Below are 17,384 nucleotides of genomic sequence, written 5' to 3'. Positions count from 1 at the left end.
CAAAAATCGGACGAAGGGGAGGAATATGTCAAGCGCTTCGGCGTCCGAACCGGAAACAGGCGATATCGTGCCGGACTGGGTCCGTCCGATCGTCAAGGAGAGCCTGAGCGAGCGGGCCTACCGCGAGCTGCGCGTGGCGCTGATGCGCGGGCAGTTGCGACCCGACACGCGCCTGCGGCTCCGGCCGATGTCGGCCCGGTTCGGCATCAGCGCGACCCCCATGCGCGAGGCCCTTCTCAGGCTCGTCGCCGAGAAGGCCCTCGCCCTCGACGCGCGCGGCAGCGTCGTCGTGCCCCGCCTGACCCTGGATCAGCTCCTGGAGATCCGGGCGATCCGCACCGATCTCGAGGGTCGTGCCGCCGCCGCTGGGGCAGCCAGGCGCGCGGCCGAGGTCGACGACCTCGAGGCGATCCACGCGCAGATCTCGCACTGTCACGCGAGCCGCGACTTCGCGCGGGCGGTGAACCTCAACACCGAGTTTCACCTGACGCTGTGCAGGCTCGGGCAGATGCCGATCCTGTACGAGATCGTGGAGTTGCTGTGGGTGCGCTGCGGCCCGATCCTGTCGCACCTCTACGATGACGGCGTCCCCGACTGGGAGCCGCACCCCCATCGCCGCATCATCGACGCCCTGCGCCGCGGTGACCCGGAGGCGGCCCGGGATGCCGTGCGCGAGGACATCGAGCGCGGCGGGAGCGGCCTGTTCGCGCATGTCCGCGCGACCGCCACAGGGTGATGACCGGCTCGCGGAGAGTCCACGAGCGATCGATCGATGGCCGAAGCACGAGCCGACCTCGGCGGCCACGGCCCCGAAGACGCCGGCGTCGATTGGCCCGCGGTTGCGGAACGCCGGAGCTCGATTATCGTGCGCCCATGCGCGCCGATCTCGCCGTCCTCGCTCTGGTCTTCGCCGCCACGGGCGCGCGCGCCCAGCAGCAGCTTCCGACCGTCCCGGAATTGCTGACGGCCGAGGCGAACGCCGCACGCGCCTGCGAGAGCACCGGCGATCCCGCCATCACGCGTGAGCAGTGTCGGCTGCGCGATCGGCTGAGCGGACGCCTGGCGCAGGCGGGCTATTGCTGGGGCCGCAAGGGGCAGGCGGACGAGAAGAAGGAATGGCACGCCTGCCAGCCGGACTCGATCTACGAGGATGATATCGAGGCCGTGCAGCGCTGAGCGGCAGGCTTCGTCGTCGAACGCGGCCCGCCAACCGAAGGTCTGTACGCCGGGCCACAGCAGGACACCGTTCCGCAGAACTGACGGCGTTGTGCGCGAGTCGTAGCCGTGGTGCTGCGCGGCGTTCACGGAGCCGCCGGCATCGAGCTGGACGCATCACCTGAACGCCCGCGCTTCAACGTCCATCCGAGGAACAGAATTGGCATTGCTCGCACGAGCGAACCGATGTGCAAATCTTGATCTCAATGAAATTGTCGTTTTCCTCAAAACACTAGATCTTACGGCGTGAAATCTCCACGGTATCGCCGTCTCGAAGTACACGAAAATTCTTGAAACGCTCATGCAGAGTGTTAGACCGCCATCGTCGGTCGAGACTCCGACTACGATACGGTCGCCATCGATGATTCACACGATCAAAGGTAGGCTTTTCGCGCTTCTCGCGGTGCTGGGTACACTCCTCGTGGGATCAGCAGCGCTCAGCAATTACGCGCTCTACAGAAATTTCCGGGGCCTCGAATCGATCTACGCCGACAGGGTCATGCCGCTCAGCCAGTTTGGCGCGATGCGCGATGCCTTCGATGCCATGCTGACCGCGACGCGGGATTTCGAGTTCCACGCGATTCAGGCGCCCGAAGCCGTGACGATCCTCGATCGCCAGCTGGCCCGGGCGAAGGAAGCCTGGTCCGCCTACCTGACCACGTACCTCACGCCCGAGGAGGCACAGCTCGTCGCGAGCCTGACGACGCGATTCGATCGGGACGTGGCGATCGTCACCGACCTCGTCCGCGCCTTGACGAAGGGGGACCGCAACGCTGTGACCGCGACCCGGATCGATCTGCTCCGCGCGATGGGTCCGACGACGGCGGCCATCGGCGAGTTGTCCGACCTGCAGGTCCGCGAGGCCCGCGCCGAGTTCGAACGCGCGGACGCGATGGCGCGGCGCCTGCGAATCCTGCTCTTCGCGACACTCGCCGGGGCCGCGCTCGCGGTCGGGTACGGCATTCGCGTGATCCTCGTCCAAGTCATCCGCCCGATCGCGCGGACCACGGCGACGATGACCCGTCTCGCCGCGGGCGACCTCGACGTGCGGATCGACGGTGCGGACCGCGGCGACGAGATCGGCGCGATGCTCAAGGCTGTCCATGTCTTCAAGGACGCGCTCGTCGCGAAGCGCGCGACGGATGCCGCCGCCGCCAACGAGGCGGCCGCGAAGGCGCGCCGCGCCGAGACGTTGGACAGCGCCACCGCGGCGTTCCGTGCCCGGATGGATCGCCTGACCGAGGCGCTGTCCGCCAGCGCCTCGTCCATGGAAGCCGCCGCCGCGACGATGGACCGGAGCGCCGGCGAGACCGCGACGCAGCTGCTCCAGGTGTCCTCGGCGGCCGAGCAGACAGCGGTCAACGTTCAGACCGTCGCGGCGGCCGGCGAGGAACTGGCGACGTCGATCGGGTCCATCAACGGCCAGAGCACGCGCTCCTCGGACATGGCCCGGCGCGCGGCCACTGAGGCGTCGGAGACGAACACCCTCGTGATGAGCCTCGCTGACGGCGCCGAGCGGATCGGGACCGTGGTCAGCCTGATCGCCGGGATCGCCGCGCAGACGAACCTGCTCGCGCTGAATGCCACCATCGAGGCGGCCCGCGCCGGGGAGGCGGGACGGGGATTCGCCGTCGTCGCTACCGAGGTCAAGGAGCTGGCGGCGCAGACCGTCCGGGCGACCGAGACGATCTCCGAACAGGTCGCCACCATTCAGAAGGAGACCCACCGCGCGGTCGACGTCATCCAGGCGATCACCGCCGCTGTCCTGGACCTTCGGACCATCGCCACGAGCGTCGCGGCCGCGATGGAGGAGCAGGAGGCGGTGACGCAGGAGATCGTGCGGAACGTCAGCCAGGCCGCCGACGGCACACAGGCGGTCACAGTCACGATCGGGCGCATCACGCAGGCCGCGGGCGAGACCGGCCGGACGGCGGCCGCGGCCCTGGACGCGGCCACCGCCCTGTCGTGACAGTCGGAGACCCTGAACGCGGCGGTCGCGGAGTACCTGGCAGCGGTGCGGGCCGCCTGAGGCGATACGCTCAGCGGCCAGGCGATCCGGGGAGCGGGGGCAGCCGCATCAGGGGCTCGCCGACCCGCAGGATCGATCCGACGGCGAGCCCGGGGCAGAGCGTGAAGCCCGGAGGCGTCAGCACCACGATGGTGGAGCCGTGCTCGAACCAGCCCATCTCGGCGCCCTTCGCGAGGCGCGCCGCGGTGGGCAGGGTCCGTCCGCCCGTCTCGCGCAGGGCGAGACCCTCGGGCAGGAAGCCGAGGCGCAGCCCGGCAACGAGGATGGCCGCCACCGGCACCAGCGTCACGGCGTGGCCGCTCTCCGCGAGGCGCAGGCGCAGGACGGCGCGCTCGTTCCGGCAGAACAGCGCCTCGACGCGTTTCAGGGCGATCGGGTTCACGTTCCAGGTGTCGCCCCAGATATGCCGCACCGACTCGACCCGCAGGTCGTGCGGCGCGTGGAATCGATGGTACATCCCGGCCGTCAGGCGCAGGGTGGCGTAGCTGCCGCCCTCGTGGGCGCGCGCCAGCGCGACGTCCCCACCGAGCAGGTCGGCGAGCGGGTAGGACAGGCCCTTGATCTGGAGGAGGCGGCCGGCCTCGATGCGACCGTGGGCCCCCAGGATCGCGTCGCTGGGGCTCGTCAGCAGCGCCGGATCGGCCGCGATGGGCCGGGCTCCGGGACGCAGGGCGCGCACGAAGGCGGCGTGGAGGCTGGGGAAGCGCGTCTCCCGTGCGTCGCGGAGGTCGACGTCGCAGAACAGCCGCCAGGTCGATATCGAGAGGTCGCGGATCAGCGGCTGCTCGATCCGGCTGAACCAGCCCATGAAGCGGGTGGCGAGACGGCGCGGCAGCCGGTTCGTCAGCAGGAAGTTGAGATCTTCCTGCGCGCCGACACGCGCCAGGACCGTCCGCAGCCGGGATCCGGAAACCGTCATCATGCCGTGAACCGCCTCCGGTAGGGCGCGGGGCGATGTCCGCGCTCCTCGTCACCCTGTCCGCCACCACCGTCGCCGCGGTGCTCGCCCTGCCACGGGCGGCCGAGCGCCTGCAGCTGTCGCGGGCGAAGCATCGCTCGCTCACCGGCCACGCCCGTATGGCCCGGCGCGTCGCCGGGCTGATCCCGAACTACGCCTACTCGGAGCGCGCCTTCTTCCGGTCGGACGATCCGGACGAGGCGGTGGCGCGCCGGCGCGAGGCCGGCTTCGCGCGGCTCTCCGACCTGTTCCGGGCGCGCTTCGCCCGGACGCGCGCGGAGACCGAGGCGGTCCGCGACGGGCTCTCGGATCTCCAGTTCACCGGGCTCTACCGGGTGCCGTTCCAGTACGCCCGGCACGTGCGCGCCCATCTCGGCACCGGCGCCTTCGCGGCCGCCGCCGCCGGCGTCACCGTCACAGACCTCGACGGCAACGTCTTCTACGACCTCGCCGGCTCCTACGGCGTGAACCTGTTCGGCGTCGATTTCTATCGGGCCTGCCTGGAGGAGGGCGCGGCGCGCGTCTCCGCCCTCGGTCCCGTGCTCGGGCCGCTCCACCCGGTCGTCACCGGCAACGTCGCGCGGCTGAAGGCGATCTCGGGCCTCGACGAGGTCTCGTTCCACATGTCGGGGACCGAGGCGGTGATGCAGGCCGTGCGGCTCGCCCGCTACCACACCGGCCGCCGCCGGATCGTCCGCCTGTGCGGCGCCTATCACGGCTGGTGGGGCGAGGTGCAGCCGGGCATCGGCAACCCGGTCCCGACCCGCGACACGCTCACCCTGGCCGACATGTCCGAGCGGACGCTGCGGGTGCTCGCCGGCCGCCGCGACGTCGCCTGCGTCCTGGTCAACCCGCTCCAGGCGATGCACCCGAATGCCGGCGCGCCGGCCGATTCCGCGCTGGTCGACAGCGGCCGCAGGGCGTCCTTCGACCGCGCCGCCTACACCAAGTGGCTCCACGACCTCCGGGCGGTGTGCACCGCCCGCGGCATCGTGCTGATCCTCGACGAGGTCTTCCTCGGCTTCCGGCTGGCCCGCGGCGGCGCGCAGGCGTATTTCGGCCTGCGCGCCGACATGGTCACCTACGGCAAGACCCTGGGGGGCGGCCTGCCGGTCGGCGTCCTCTGCGGGCGCGCCGACCTGATGCGCCGGTACAGGGAGGACCGGCCCGTCGACATCTGCTTCGCGCGGGGCACCTTCAACGCCCATCCCTACGTGATGGGAGCGATGGGCGCGTTCCTCGACCGGCTGGACAGCCCGGCTGTGGCCGCACTCTACGCCGACCTCGACGCGACCTGGGACGCGCGCGCGCGTCACCTGAACGCCCGGCTGGCGGAGGCCGGCCTGCCGGTGCGGGTCGCCAACATGTCGACGGTGTGGACGGTCCTGTACACCGAGCCGTCGCGCTACAACTGGATGCTGCAATTCTACCTGCGCGCCGAGGGGCTGGCCCTGTCGTGGGTCGGGACCGGCCGGATGATCTTCAGCCTCGCGTACGACGACGCGGCCTTCGAGGCCGTGGCGACGCGCTTCGAGGCGGCGGCGCGGGCCATGCGGGCGGACGGCTGGTGGGACGGCGGCGCGCCGAGCGACAGGGCGATCCGCCGGTCGATCCTGCGGGAGGTCGCGGCCATCCGCCTGGGCGGCCTCGGGACCCGCCTGGGCCTGCGCGCGCCGGATCAGGGCTGATCCGGCGCGCGACCCGCGCTCAGGCGCCGCGCTCGTGCGGCTCCCGCTCCTCGACCAGCTCGCCGTGCAGCAGGGCCAGCGGCGCCTTGTGGTAGAGCTTGATGTCGTGGAACGGGTCGGTGAGGATCTTGGTCACCCAGACGAGGCCGGTCTGGACGTCGCGTTGCACGAAGAGCTGCACCATCCGGAACAGCAGGCCGGCGAGCGCCAGCCACAGCCAGATCCAGCCGACGTTGCGGATCAGGTCCGCGGTGCTCTGGTGCGGCGCGATCAGGCCGAACAGGCTCGGGTCGAAGTAGAGCGGCAGGGGCGACAGGGCCCAGATCGCCAGGAGCACGACCTTCCGCTGCAGGTTGTAGCCGACCTTGATCTCCTCCTTGTGCTCGTGGGTCGCGTCGTTGACGTGGTCGTAGCCCTTGGGCTCGAAGAACAGGTGGCCGGCCTGGCGCGAGGTCATCGCCACCAGCCAGCCGATCAGGGCCGCCGTGGCCGGATCCTTGAACGCCAGGGCGTAGGCGACCAGGAAGCTGATCGCGCTCACCACGTGCAAGCTCTGATTGACGCGGTTGTGGTGATAGTAGCGGTGGTCGTCCCAGCGCTGGACGCGCAGCGCCTCCCGAAAACTCGCCATGATGTGGGTCCCCGATCGCTTGTGGTGGGTTGGTCGAAGCTGATGCGCGTTCAGGCGGCGCGCTTGCGCAGGCGCAGCAGGGAGAAGTGGCCGAGCGGCGGGAGCGCGCGGCGCTCGACGATCTCCACCGGCGCGCCGGCGGCCCAGGCCGCGTAGCGCTCCCAGGCGAACTCGGTCCGCCATCCGAGGCGGCTCGTCACCGGAGCGAGGGTGCGCTCCACCGCGCGCCGCAGGCCGGCCTCGGCGCCGATCCGCGTCGTGATCACGATCTCGCCGCCGGGGCGCAGCACCCGGGCGAACTCGTCCAGCGCCGCCTCGGGATTGGGGACGGCCGTGACGACGTACTGCGCCACGACCACGTCGAAGGCGGCGTCCGGGAAGTCGAGCTGCTCTGCGTCCATGACGGCGAGGCGCTCGACGTTGCGCAGACGCAGCCGCGCCACGCGCTGGCGCGCCTTCTCGAGCATGGGGGCCGAGATATCGATGCCGACGATGCTGCGGGCGCGCCTGTAGGCCGGCAGCGAGAGGCCGGTGCCGACGCCGACTTCCAGGATGCGGCCGCCGATCCGTTCGGCGGCCGCCGCCGCCAGGGTCCGGCCCTGCGCGAAGACGGGCCCGAAGACCAGATCGTAGACCGGGGCCCAGCGGCCGTAGGCCTTGGCGACGCCGTCGCGGTCGAGATCGGGCCCGAGCGTGCCCGCGCGCGAGGAACCGGTGTCGTGCATTCCGAGGGCCATGGGCGTCCTGTCTCGTTGTCGGCTAGGTCGGCGCGGCGGCTCGCCTCGACCGGCGGCTGCAGGTCTGAGGCAGGCGTTCAACAGCTCAGTTCGCGTCACCGCGCGTCCGCTTGGTCAGACTGTGATCCGGCCGAGGGCGCGCGCTTGATGGCCCCGAGCACCCCGAGAGCGCCGAGCGGCGTCGCGAAAAGGCAGGGAGCGGTTAGGACGGGCGAGGGAGGCGGGATCTCGATCATGCCACGCCGCCCGGATCATCAACGACCCCACGCCGCCTCTCCGCAGAAGTCTTTCCGCCGGCAAAGCTATGTCGATCGTTTGACAAGCTTGTGACACATCCGTCAAACCCACCAACGCGTATTCGATTTGCTGGCAAAGTACTGATGTGCCACGCATCACAACTATGCACGAGCGGCGATATGCGATCCTTTCAGCGACCTGATCTTGTCCGGCGCGGAAGGCCTCGGCCGCGCGTCGGCCCCTCTTCGGCTTTTCGCACACGCGGTGTTCACGATGCTCCGAACACCCTGACGTTGCGGCCTCGTCGCAGATCCCGAGATGCGCGATGATTTGAGGGCGGGAAGCCTGCAGGTCGCGCCTTCGACATCTTCTCGCCCTGATATCGACGAGATGTGACCCGGTATCCCCAGCAGGACAGGGCGCGACGACGCGCCGAAGGAGTGTTTCGCGTGATCGAGAATTTGCGGCGTCAGACCATCGCGGTCGCGGCCATCGCCGGGATCGCTCTCAGCGCCGGGCAGGCGCAGGCCGCGCAGTGCGGCAACACCGCGGCCGGCTTCGATGCGTGGAAGCGGCAATTCGCCGAGGAGGCGCGCGGCCGGGCCAGCGCGGCCAGCCTCGCGGCGCTGCAGAACACCACCTACTCGACCGCCACCATCTCGGCGGACCGGGGGCAGCACAGCTTCAAGCTGTCGCTGGAGCAGTTCCTCGCCAAGCGCGGCGGCCCGACCATCGTCAAGCGGGGCCGCGCCCTTAAGCAGCAGAACGCGGCCCTCTTCGACTCGATCGAGCAGCGCTACGGCGTGCCGCCGGGCCCGCTCCTGGCGATCTGGGGCATGGAGACCGGCTTCGGCGCGGTGCGCGGCAACGTCAACACGCTCTCCGCGGTGGCGACGCTCGCCTACGATTGCCGGCGTTCCGAATACTTCACGGACCAGCTCTACGCTGCACTGACCCTGGTCGATCGCGGGCTCCTGACACCGAATACCCGCGGCGCGGCGCACGGCGAGGTCGGGCACACCCAGTTCCTGCCGAAGAACGTGCTGGCCTACGGCACCGGCGACCTCAACAACGTCGGCGCCGCCCTGTCGTCCACGGCCAATTTCCTCAAGGCGCACGGCTGGCGGGCCGGCGCCGGCTACCAGCCCGGCGAGCCGAACTTCGCGGCGATCCAGGGCTGGAACGCGGCGCCGGTCTACGAGAAGGCGATCGCCATTCTCGGGCGCCAGATCGACAACAATTAGCAGTATCTCGGCCTCGAATAGACCGAGAGGTATTGCGAGAACTGCGGCGGCGCGCCCGAAAATGGTCCCGATCGAGCCAAGATCGACCATCGCATCGCCCCAGAAAAGCCGGCCCGACCCCGCTGTCTCACGCTGAGCGGGGCCGGTCCGCCCGCCGCGGATCCGCAGTCTTTGCGGAGTGCGGCAGCCGGCAAGCCCCGCCTCGCGACGAGGAGCATGGGCAACCGCGATGGCTGTCGAATCCGTGCCGCTGGACGGCCTCAAGACCCGGAACGCGCGCAGCACGTGGCTCGCGCCCCTAACGGTGCTCGCCGGCGCGGTGACGCTCGCCGCCCTCGGGGGCAGCGTCCTGCATCGAGCCCCGGTCCCGGTAACCGGCATCGAGAACGCCCGGACGGAAGCGCCGATGCCTTCGCCGTCCGCGGAGGACAGGGCCGAGACCGCCGCCGCCGAGCCGGAGGCCGCCGAATCGCCCGAGCCCGGTCGCGACGCCCTCGGCAATTCGCAGTCACGATGGGCCTGGAATCAGATCGCCCCACCCTCGCTGACGCCCGAACCCGTCCCCGAAGGCGCCGATGCCGGCGCCGACGCGCAGCCCGGAACGCAGGTCGCCGAGACACCGCTCAGCGCGATGGTGGTCCCGCTGCCGATCCCCCGTCCGCCCGAGTTCCGCGGGCCCGCGGGCACCGCACTCGCCCGGCGGTCCGACCGGCGCATGGCGCGCCGCGAGGTGCCGCCGGCGGCTCAGCCCATCCCCCAACCCGAAGAGCGCTCGTTCATCGAGAAGCTGTTCGGCATCGAGCGCGGACCGGCGCTGGCCTACACGGCGCTCGAGAGCAAGCCGGCCGACGTCGCGCCGCCGCAGCAGCGCGTCTCGCCGCCGCTGGCCCCGGCCCGGGATCCGGGCCCCTCGGCCGGCATCGCGGTCTACAACATCGCAGCCCGGACCGTGACCCTTCCGAACGGCGAGCGCCTGGAGGCGCATTCCGGCCTGGGCGAGGGGCTGGACGAGCCGCGCCTCGTCAACGTCCGGATGCGCGGCCCGACTCCGCCCGGCACCTACGATCTCACCGAGCGCGAACGGCCCTTCCACGGCGTGCGGGCGATCCGCCTCACGCCGGTCGGCGGCAACGAGGCGGTCTACGGCCGTGTCGGCCTGCTGGCACACACCTATATGCTGGGCCCGCGCGGCGACTCGAACGGCTGCGTGTCGTTCCGCGACTACGACCGGTTCCTCCAGGCCTTCCTGCGCGGCGAGGTTCAGCGGCTGGTGGTCGTCAGCGGCACGCAGGACCCGCTGCCGAGCCTCGCCGCCGGCACGGTCACGACCCGCATGGCCCGCAACGGCGGCTGACAACGGCTCGCCCGCGGCGACGGCCGCAAGCGCGCAGACGGTCTACCAGCACTGCTCGCGCGGCGCTTGGAACGCGCCGTGCCGGCCCGCAGAACGCGGTGGCGGCGCGTTCCGGCGCCGCGACACGCGAGTTCCCGGTCCAGACCATGCCCGCACAACGATCGGCCGCCGCGGCCGTCCGCACCCTCCTGGCGCTCTCCGGTGTCCTGGCGGCCGACTTGGCCTGGAGCGCCTCCGCGCCGGACCGCGTCGGCGCGGCGGTGGTCGGGGCGCGCTTGGCGGACCGGATCGTCGGCACCTGGGAACTCGTCTCCTACAAGGTCGAGGACAAGGAGACCGGCACGCTCGTCGACGCCATGGGCGGCACGCCGCGCGGTCGCGTCATCTTCACCAAGGACGGCTGGGTCGCCTTCAACCTCGAGGGCACCGCGCGCACGCCGGCGACCACCGACGCCGAGCGGGCCGCGCTGATGAAGACCCTCGTCGCCTATATCGGCCGCTACCGGATCGAGGGTGACCAGTGGGTCACGAGCGTGCAGACCGCCTGGGCGCCCGAATGGGTCGGCACCGAGCAGCACCGCACCATCCATATCGAGGGCGACTACGCCGACGTCACGACCCCCTGGCGCGTGATGCCCAACTGGGATGACGGCCGCCTGTCGCGCAGCATCATCCGGTTCAAGCACATCCCGTAGTGCCGCTCCTTCGCCACGCCGTCGCGTCGAGCACGGATCGAGCGGTTGATCGGGCGACCGATCGCGGCCAGTCTATCGACGGGTCTCCGCCATGCGCGCCGGTCGTCGCGAGGGACTGACAGGATGGCGGCGATTGCAACCCTGGCAGTGATTGTCCTTTCGGGCCCCGTCCTCTATGAGGCCACCATCAATCTGCTGAGCCAAGCCAGCCAGCATCTTCCCGCCCACCCGGCAATCGCGCCACCGCGCGAGCGAGGTCTTGAACCGAAGATCCGTTCTCCGGCGAGAGCGCGCGCCTAGGCGGAGGGAAGGCCTCTGCGTCGCGCAGGCGCGCCCCGTCCTCCCACGATCCGTGCGGCTCGGGGACGACGGACGCGATGCGGGCCAGGGCAGGACCGTCGTGCCGGGTCGAGCGAGACCGCGAGCGTGCCGCGACGGGAACGGGGAAACGATCCGGAAGGCCGGACGGGCGGGATTCGCGCCCGTCGCATCGAGTGTCTTCCGTACGCGCGGCGGCCGATCGGGCCGTCCGGTACGCAAAAGCGGGATCTGCCCATGCGTGGCGACGACGAGACCCAACACCAGCGCGACCGCCGGACCGCGGACGTGCTGTCCCTGAGCCGGCGGCGGCTCCTCGGCACGGCCGCCACCGGCCTGGCGCTGGCGGCCCTTCCGGGCGCGCTGGCCCTGGCCGACGGCGCGGACAGCAAGGTCGACGTGCTGCTGATCGGCGGCGGGATCATGAGCGCGACGCTGGGCGTCTGGCTGAACGCGCTGGAGCCGAACTGGTCGATCCAGATGGTCGAACGGCTGGATCAAGTCGCCCTCGAGAGCTCGAACGGCTGGAACAACGCCGGCACCGGACACTCGGCCCTGGCGGAGCTGAACTACACGCCCGAGAAGAAGAACGGGCAGATCGAGATCGCCAAGGCGGTGGAGATCAACGAGGCGTTCCAGGTGACCCGGCAATTCCTGGCCCATCAGGTCAAGACCGGCGTGATGACGGACCCGCGGACCTTCATCAACTACACGCCCCACATGAGCTTCGTCTGGGGTGACGACAACATCGCCTACCTGAAGAAGCGCTGGGAGGCCCTGAAGGCGAGCCCGCTCTTCGCCGGCATGGAGTACTCGGAGGATCCCGAGCAGCTCCGCAAGTGGGTGCCCCTGATGATGGAGGGCCGCGACCCGAAGCAGAAGGTCGCCGCGACCTGGTCGCCGCTCGGGACCGACTGCGAGTGGGGCGAGGTGACCCGCCAGTACGTCGCCCACCTGAAGAAGCAGCCGAGCTTCAACCTCCGGCTCTCCACCGAGGTCGAGAGCATCACCAAGAACGGCGACGGCTCGTGGCGGGTGACCGCCAAGAACCTGAAGGACGGGACGCGCCGGACGACCGACGCCAAGTTCGTGTTCATCGGCGCGGGCGGTGGTGCCCTGCACCTCCTGCAGAAATCCGGCATCCCCGAGGGCGACGAGTATGCCGGTTTCCCGGTGGGCGGCTCGTTCCTGATCAACGACAATCCCGACGTCGCCACGCTCCATCTCGCCAAGGCGTACGGCAAGGCGTCCGTCGGCTCCCCGCCGATGTCGGTGCCGCATCTCGACACCCGCGTGATCAACGGCAAGCGCGTGATCCTGTTCGGGCCGTTCGCGACCTTCTCGACCAAGTTCCTGAAGGAGGGCTCGTACTTCGATCTCCTCAGCTCCACGACCACCAGCAACATCTGGCCGATGATGAAGGTCGGCGTCGACGAGTTCCCGCTGGTCGAGTACCTGGCGGGGCAGCTGATGCTGTCGGACGATGACCGGATCGCGGCGCTGCGCGAGTACTTCCCGAAGGCCAGGAAGGAGGAGTGGCGCCTCTGGCAGGCGGGGCAGCGGGTGCAGATCATCAAGCGCGACCCGAACAAGGGTGGCGTGCTGAAGCTCGGCACCGAGATCGTCAACGCCAGGGACGGCAGCATCGCGGCGCTCCTCGGCGCCTCGCCCGGCGCCTCCACGGCGGCGCCGATCATGCTGCAGGTGCTGGAGAAGGTCTTCGCCCAGAAGGTCGCCACGCCGGAATGGCAGGCGAAGATCCGGGAGATCGTGCCGAGCTACGGCACGAAGCTCAACGACGATCCCGACCGCGTCGCGCGCGAGTGGGCCGACACGAGCGCGCAGCTCCAGCTCCCGACCCCGCCGCAGATCGACCGGGCCGTGCTGAAGCCGGTCTCGACCGGCAGCACCGTGCTGAACAGCAGCGCCACGCCGGTGAAGGAGCCGGTCCACGACCTCGCGCCGTGAGCGGCGCGTCCCGGGGCGCCGACGGTCGCGCGCCCCGGGACCGCGTCGGCGCTCAGAGCCCGACTCGTCCCAGGGCCGGCAGCTTGAGACCGGGCCGGCGCAGGTCGATCCCGGCGACGCCGCCGAGCAGGTTCAGCTCCAGGCCCTCCACCCAGCCGAGGGTCACCCCGGCATAGCCGCCGAGGTTGATGCGGATCCCGGTCCGCGACGGCGTCAGGCCGATCCAGCGCCCGTCATAGGGGAAGTCCTTGCCGATCGCGGTGGTGGGCAGGCTCTCGCGGATCTCCGGAACCGCCGTCATGACGGCGGCCACGAAGGTGTTCGAGTTCGGGCCGGGCCACACGACGTAGTCGCCGGGCCGGCTGAACCGGTACTCGGCCACGGCCTGCCGGATCCGCGGAAGCATCGCCTCCGCCTCGGCGCCGTCGGCCGCGAACACCACCGTCGGCGGGTTCCCGAACCAGCGCCCGTCCGGCACGAACCGGTCGACCCAGATCGGCTGGCCCCAGGCCGTGTAGTCGAACCGGCTGTAGGCGCGGGCGCCGCGCTCCTTGACGACGATCCAGCTGTGCGTGGCCACGATGCCGCGCCAGCTCACGGTCCGCGCCGAGAAGATGCGCAGCACGGCGCCGGGATGCGCGTCCGCGCGCGGCAGCAGGCCGGCGCTGGACCGATCCGCCAGACGCCAGTCGCCGCTCGCCCGCGTCGCGTAGAGCAGGGCGGAGATCGCCACCGGCACGAGGAAGAGCGCGGCGAGCGCGAGGAGGGCGATCCTGAACAGGGTCACGGGCGGTCCGGCGGGGAGGGCGGGATAGAGTCCGCATGTAGGTAGCGCCCGCATCCGCGAAACTGCGACCGACGCGCCCCGGGGCTGCGCGCGCGTCAGGGTGGGGAGGCGAGGGCGTCCAGCAGCAGCGTCGCGGCGAGGAGATCGGCGCAGCCGCCCGGGCTGAGGCGCGCGGCCACGAAGGCGCGGTGGATGGCCGCCGCGCGCGCGCGCCAATCGGGGGCCGCGATGCCTCCGGCGTCGAGAAAGGTCGCGGCGGCCGCGCGCGCGCCGACGAGGCCGTCGGCACCGCCGCGGTGCAGGAGGTTCGTGTCGTCGACGACCGCCAGGAGGGCGAAGAAGCAGTGCACGCGGGCCGCCTCGGCATCGTCGGGGGCGCACGATCGGCCGAAGTGGAGAGCGGGCAGGGCGACGGCGCGGATGGTCGGAAAGCCCGCCGCGGCCTCGGCGCTGGCGCCACCGACGCCGAAGCGCCGCGCCGCGCGGCCGCCGTGGCTGACGGCCGAGACCGGCGCCCGGGTGATCGCTGTCCCCCAGAGATGACCGACCGCCTCCGCCAGCCCTTCGGCGCTCGCGCGCTCCGCACCGGGCCCCACGCCCCGCGCTCCCGCCGCGGCACAGATCAGCCCCAGCGAGAAGATGGCGCCCCGATGCGCGTTGACGCCGCCGGTCGCCCGCATCATCGCGGCCTCGGCGGCGAGACCGATTGCCCGGAGTTCCGCCATGCCCGCATCGCGGGCGCCCGCCGCGACCAGTTCCGCGAAGAACGGCCGGAGCGCCGCCGCGCTGCGGCGGAGCGTCTCCGCATCCATGTCGTCGTGGCTGCCGGAATCGACCGGGCTCACGAGGCCGGGCTTGGGCCAGGTCTCCAGTTCGCCGATGAGCGCCGCGTGCGCGAGATCCGCGACGCGTCCGGCCCAGGGCGCGGCGGCGCTGCTCCGGTCCGCGCCCGGCGCGATGAGGCTCTGATCGTCGCGCAGGGTCGAAGCTCCCCAAGGGTTCGCCGGCGTGGCCGGAGCGGCGTCGGGCGGCCCGAGATATACCGGATGTCCGTGCCGGTACAGCCGCGGCGTTCTCCGAGCCGCCTCGACCGTCCTGCCCTAGAAGGATCCGACGAAGCGTTCGGGCAGCGTCCAGAGGTCGGGCGCCTGAATCGCGCTCTTGCGCTCGATCGCGTCGGCGAACAGCCGCTTCGTGGTCTCGAAATGGGCCTCACCCGGACGCATCTGAACGGGACGACGCGGGACGCGGCCGATATCGGCCTTCACGAAGGTCAGGAACTCCGTCGGGTCGATGGCGTGGTGGGAGTTCGGGATGCCGATCGGTGCGGCCGCATTCCGCTTCTGCTGGCGCCTGAAGAGGATGTCGTGGTCCAGATACGCCAGGTGGAACAGGAACAGGTCGCGGAAATCGGGGCGGTGATCCTGGATCAGGCAGTGGAAGCCGACATGCCAGTCGACCCGCTCCGACACGATGGTCGCCTTGCACAGGGTCGATATCGGCCGGATGTATCTCCGCTGGCCGGAGATCGGCGCCGCGACGTCGATGGGGGCCTCGTCCCCGACGTGCATGACGTCGGCCCCGAACAGATCGAGGATGGGGGGCAGCGGCCGCGCGGCGATGTACTCGGAGAGCGTTGGCGATACGTCCGGATCGGGAAGGATCAGCTCGTCGCTATCCGCATAGAGAACATATTTGAAGCCGATGAACAGCGATGCGCAGAAATCCCTGACGGTGTGGGCGCGCTCCCACTCGTTCAGGGGCAACCGCGGCAACCGGACGACGTTCGCGCGCAGTCCGGTCGTCGAGCCGTCGTCGGAACCGTGGTCGAGGATATAACAGTTTTCAGCCCCAACTTGTCGCTCGTAGTGCTTCAGCCAGAGCGGAAGCATGGTCTTTTCGTTGTAGGCCATGGTGACGGCGGCGAGCGGCCTCTTGTGCAACGGTGTTCCTTCCCGCCAACGCGGCCTTCACCGCGCTTTCACAGCGCATTCGCGAAGCGTTTGATCGGAGCTTAGTGGCAATGGATCGTGCGCAGCAACTCCTGAGGTCGCTGACCAAGGATTCCCGCATCGTGGAGATCGGCCCGAGCTTCAGCCCGCTCGCGCCGAAGCGCGACGGCTGGAACACGTTCGTCATCGATCACGCGCCGCGCTCGGAGCTCATCGAGAAGTATCACGACCAGACGGTCGACCGCATCGAGGAGGTCGATTTCGTCTGGACAGGCGGCTCGATCGCGGACGCGGTCCCGGTCGACCAGCACGGCACCTTCGACGCGTTCATCGCCAGCCACGTCATCGAGCACACGACCGACATCGTGACCTTCCTGCGCGCCGCCGAGACGCTGCTTCGGCCGGACGGCGTGGTGATCCTGGCCGTGCCCGACAAGCGCAAATGCTTCGATTTCTACCGTTCCATCACCGGGACGGCGGACGCGGTCGCGGCGTTCCTGGAGAAGCGGAACCGGCACACGGTCCGGACCCACATCGACTACGCCCTGAACATGGCGCTGAAGGACAACGGCACGGTCGGCGCCTGGTCGGGCCAGGATACGCGGCCGGCCATTCCGGCGAATCCGCTCACCGACGAGCCGCAGTGGCTCGGCGCCGCGCAGCTGCCGCACTACGCGGACGCGCATGCCTGGGTGTTCGTGCCGGCGAGCTTCAATCTGATGATCCTGGAGCTGGCGCAGCTCGGCTACATCGATCTGCGCGTCGAGGATTTCCTCGACCGGGACGCGACGGAATTCTTCGTGTGGCTCCGCAAGGGACGCCAGCGGCTGGCGCCGGACGAGATCCGCGAGCAGCGCACCGCGCTGATGCAGCGCGCCATCGTCGAGCTGGCGGAACAGGTGCAGCAATTGCCCGAGACAGCTTTCGTCGAGATGGCCTCGGCGGGGGCGCTGCGGGATCAGCTCCTCAAGGCGACCTACCGGACCGAGGCGCTCCGCACCGTGCTGGCGGCGCTGCGGGCCAGCATCGGCCGTTTCGGGCTGGATCGGGCCAAGTTCAAGCGCCTGATCGGCGCGGCGAGCCAGAAGGTTCCGGGGAACCTCTCGGCGGCGGTCCAGCACAAGATCCTGCTGACCGAGGCGACCAAGATCCTCGACGGCATCACGGATTCTGCGGTCGAGGCCGACGACCGGGATCCCGCCGTCATCGACGGCGCCGTCTTGGTGGCGCCTCTCGGCGCGGCCCAGTTCGGGGATCCGCTGCTCGCCGCCGAACTGGAGCGCGAGCGCCAGCGCGCCCGGGCCGTCCGCATGGTGCTGGACGCCGTGCTCGGAAGCCTGCGCGGTCGCGCCCTCGACAAGAAGCGGTTCCGGGACCTCGTCACGCAGGCCGCCGCGCGGACGCCGAACGACGGCCCCGAATCGGCCCGCCACGCGGTGCTGTCCGAGGAATCGCGGCGGGTCCTCGGCCTGCCGGTCGCCTGAGGCGGGCCGCGGCACCGACCGCGCCGTGGCGCGAGCGGGGCCCGGCGCGCCCGGAGCGCGCGCGGGCCCGGCCGGCCGTCACGCCGC

General features: G+C 70.7%; 15 protein-coding genes. 9 read left to right on the top strand and 6 right to left on the bottom strand.

All coding sequences use genetic code 11. From position 1 onward, the window contains the following. The first annotated feature begins 25 nt into the window (after positions 1 to 25). From ACLBYE_RS06615 to ACLBYE_RS06605, 3 genes are all read left to right on the top strand, one after another. A complete protein-coding gene (locus ACLBYE_RS06615; protein ID WP_447693539.1) occupies positions 26 to 736 on the top strand; it encodes a GntR family transcriptional regulator in 711 nt (236 codons plus the stop codon). Between the two features lie 137 nt (positions 737 to 873). Continuing rightward, entirely contained in the window at positions 874 to 1,176 is a 303-nt protein-coding gene (locus tag ACLBYE_RS06610; RefSeq protein WP_020091704.1) for a hypothetical protein, read from the top strand. Positions 1,177 to 1,576: 400 nt separating this feature from the next. Next, on the top strand, positions 1,577 to 3,184 hold the full coding sequence (locus ACLBYE_RS06605) for a methyl-accepting chemotaxis protein (RefSeq protein ID WP_447693538.1): 1,608 nt from the start codon (positions 1,577 to 1,579) through the stop codon (positions 3,182 to 3,184). A 70-nt stretch (positions 3,185 to 3,254) separates the two neighbouring features. Here ACLBYE_RS06605 and asd read toward each other — a convergent pair whose 3' ends face one another. Continuing rightward, on the bottom strand, positions 3,255 to 4,166 hold the full coding sequence (gene asd, locus ACLBYE_RS06600; RefSeq protein WP_447693537.1) for an archaetidylserine decarboxylase: 912 nt from the start codon (positions 4,164 to 4,166) through the stop codon (positions 3,255 to 3,257). Positions 4,167 to 4,198: 32 nt separating this feature from the next. On the opposite strand from asd, the gene ACLBYE_RS06595 reads away from it, so the two are divergent. Beyond that, entirely contained in the window at positions 4,199 to 5,890 is a 1,692-nt protein-coding gene (locus ACLBYE_RS06595; protein WP_447693536.1) for an aminotransferase class III-fold pyridoxal phosphate-dependent enzyme, read from the top strand. A 19-nt stretch (positions 5,891 to 5,909) separates the two neighbouring features. Here ACLBYE_RS06595 and ACLBYE_RS06590 read toward each other — a convergent pair whose 3' ends face one another. After that, positions 5,910 to 6,521 (bottom strand): hypothetical protein, encoded by a 612-nt coding sequence (locus ACLBYE_RS06590; RefSeq protein ID WP_447693535.1) that lies wholly within the window; start codon positions 6,519 to 6,521, stop codon positions 5,910 to 5,912. A 50-nt stretch (positions 6,522 to 6,571) separates the two neighbouring features. Continuing rightward, positions 6,572 to 7,258: a class I SAM-dependent methyltransferase gene (locus ACLBYE_RS06585; RefSeq protein ID WP_020091710.1), complete on the bottom strand. Its 687-nt coding sequence runs from the start codon at positions 7,256 to 7,258 to the stop codon at positions 6,572 to 6,574. A gap of 686 nt (positions 7,259 to 7,944) precedes the next feature. Between ACLBYE_RS06585 and ACLBYE_RS06580 the strand changes: the two genes are divergently transcribed. From ACLBYE_RS06580 to mqo, 4 genes are all read left to right on the top strand, one after another. Beyond that, positions 7,945 to 8,739: a lytic murein transglycosylase gene (locus ACLBYE_RS06580; RefSeq protein WP_056521389.1), complete on the top strand. Its 795-nt coding sequence runs from the start codon at positions 7,945 to 7,947 to the stop codon at positions 8,737 to 8,739. A gap of 229 nt (positions 8,740 to 8,968) precedes the next feature. Next, positions 8,969 to 10,093 (top strand): DUF2778 domain-containing protein, encoded by a 1,125-nt coding sequence (locus ACLBYE_RS06575; RefSeq protein WP_447693534.1) that lies wholly within the window; start codon positions 8,969 to 8,971, stop codon positions 10,091 to 10,093. A gap of 98 nt (positions 10,094 to 10,191) precedes the next feature. Beyond that, on the top strand, positions 10,192 to 10,788 hold the full coding sequence (locus tag ACLBYE_RS06570; protein ID WP_447693533.1) for a lipocalin-like domain-containing protein: 597 nt from the start codon (positions 10,192 to 10,194) through the stop codon (positions 10,786 to 10,788). Positions 10,789 to 11,343: 555 nt separating this feature from the next. Beyond that, a complete protein-coding gene (gene mqo / locus ACLBYE_RS06565) occupies positions 11,344 to 13,074 on the top strand; it encodes a malate dehydrogenase (quinone) (protein WP_447693532.1) in 1,731 nt (576 codons plus the stop codon). A gap of 52 nt (positions 13,075 to 13,126) precedes the next feature. On the opposite strand, the gene ACLBYE_RS06560 is transcribed toward mqo, so the two are convergent. The 3 genes from ACLBYE_RS06560 to ACLBYE_RS06550 form a co-directional block, all read right to left on the bottom strand. After that, positions 13,127 to 13,861, bottom strand: coding sequence for a DUF3750 domain-containing protein (locus ACLBYE_RS06560; RefSeq protein WP_447693531.1), 735 nt, complete (start codon positions 13,859 to 13,861; stop codon positions 13,127 to 13,129). A gap of 95 nt (positions 13,862 to 13,956) precedes the next feature. Further along, positions 13,957 to 14,820 carry a triphosphoribosyl-dephospho-CoA synthase MdcB gene (mdcB, locus tag ACLBYE_RS06555; RefSeq protein ID WP_447693568.1) on the bottom strand — a complete coding sequence of 288 codons (864 nt, stop codon included), beginning with the start codon at positions 14,818 to 14,820 and terminating at the stop codon, positions 13,957 to 13,959. A gap of 141 nt (positions 14,821 to 14,961) precedes the next feature. Continuing rightward, positions 14,962 to 15,804 carry a glycosyltransferase family 2 protein gene (locus ACLBYE_RS06550; protein ID WP_447693530.1) on the bottom strand — a complete coding sequence of 281 codons (843 nt, stop codon included), beginning with the start codon at positions 15,802 to 15,804 and terminating at the stop codon, positions 14,962 to 14,964. 80 nt (positions 15,805 to 15,884) lie between these two features. On the opposite strand from ACLBYE_RS06550, the gene ACLBYE_RS06545 reads away from it, so the two are divergent. Next, the gene (locus ACLBYE_RS06545; protein WP_447693529.1) at positions 15,885 to 17,297 is read left to right on the top strand and encodes a class I SAM-dependent methyltransferase; all 1,413 of its coding nucleotides are present in this window, start codon (positions 15,885 to 15,887) and stop codon (positions 17,295 to 17,297) included. The last annotated feature ends 87 nt before the right edge of the window (positions 17,298 to 17,384 follow it).

The organism is Methylobacterium sp. A52T, assembly GCF_053346095.1.
The sequence above is the reverse complement of the archived record's forward strand: the minus strand, read 5'-3'. Positions and strand labels throughout refer to the sequence as shown.

Coding starts and splice junctions, on each gene's coding strand:
- ACLBYE_RS06545 (WP_447693529.1), top strand. CDS start 15,885: ATGGATCGTGCGCAGCAACTCCTGAGGTCGCTGACCAAGGATTCCCGC.
- ACLBYE_RS06575 (WP_447693534.1), top strand. CDS start 8,969: ATGGCTGTCGAATCCGTGCCGCTGGACGGCCTCAAGACCCGGAACGCG.
- ACLBYE_RS06595 (WP_447693536.1), top strand. CDS start 4,199: ATGTCCGCGCTCCTCGTCACCCTGTCCGCCACCACCGTCGCCGCGGTG.
- ACLBYE_RS06610 (WP_020091704.1), top strand. CDS start 874: ATGCGCGCCGATCTCGCCGTCCTCGCTCTGGTCTTCGCCGCCACGGGC.
- mqo (WP_447693532.1), top strand. CDS start 11,344: ATGCGTGGCGACGACGAGACCCAACACCAGCGCGACCGCCGGACCGCG.
- ACLBYE_RS06590 (WP_447693535.1), bottom strand. CDS start 6,521: ATGGCGAGTTTTCGGGAGGCGCTGCGCGTCCAGCGCTGGGACGACCAC.
- ACLBYE_RS06585 (WP_020091710.1), bottom strand. CDS start 7,258: ATGGCCCTCGGAATGCACGACACCGGTTCCTCGCGCGCGGGCACGCTC.
- asd (WP_447693537.1), bottom strand. CDS start 4,166: ATGATGACGGTTTCCGGATCCCGGCTGCGGACGGTCCTGGCGCGTGTC.
- ACLBYE_RS06605 (WP_447693538.1), top strand. CDS start 1,577: ATGATTCACACGATCAAAGGTAGGCTTTTCGCGCTTCTCGCGGTGCTG.
- ACLBYE_RS06615 (WP_447693539.1), top strand. CDS start 26: ATGTCAAGCGCTTCGGCGTCCGAACCGGAAACAGGCGATATCGTGCCG.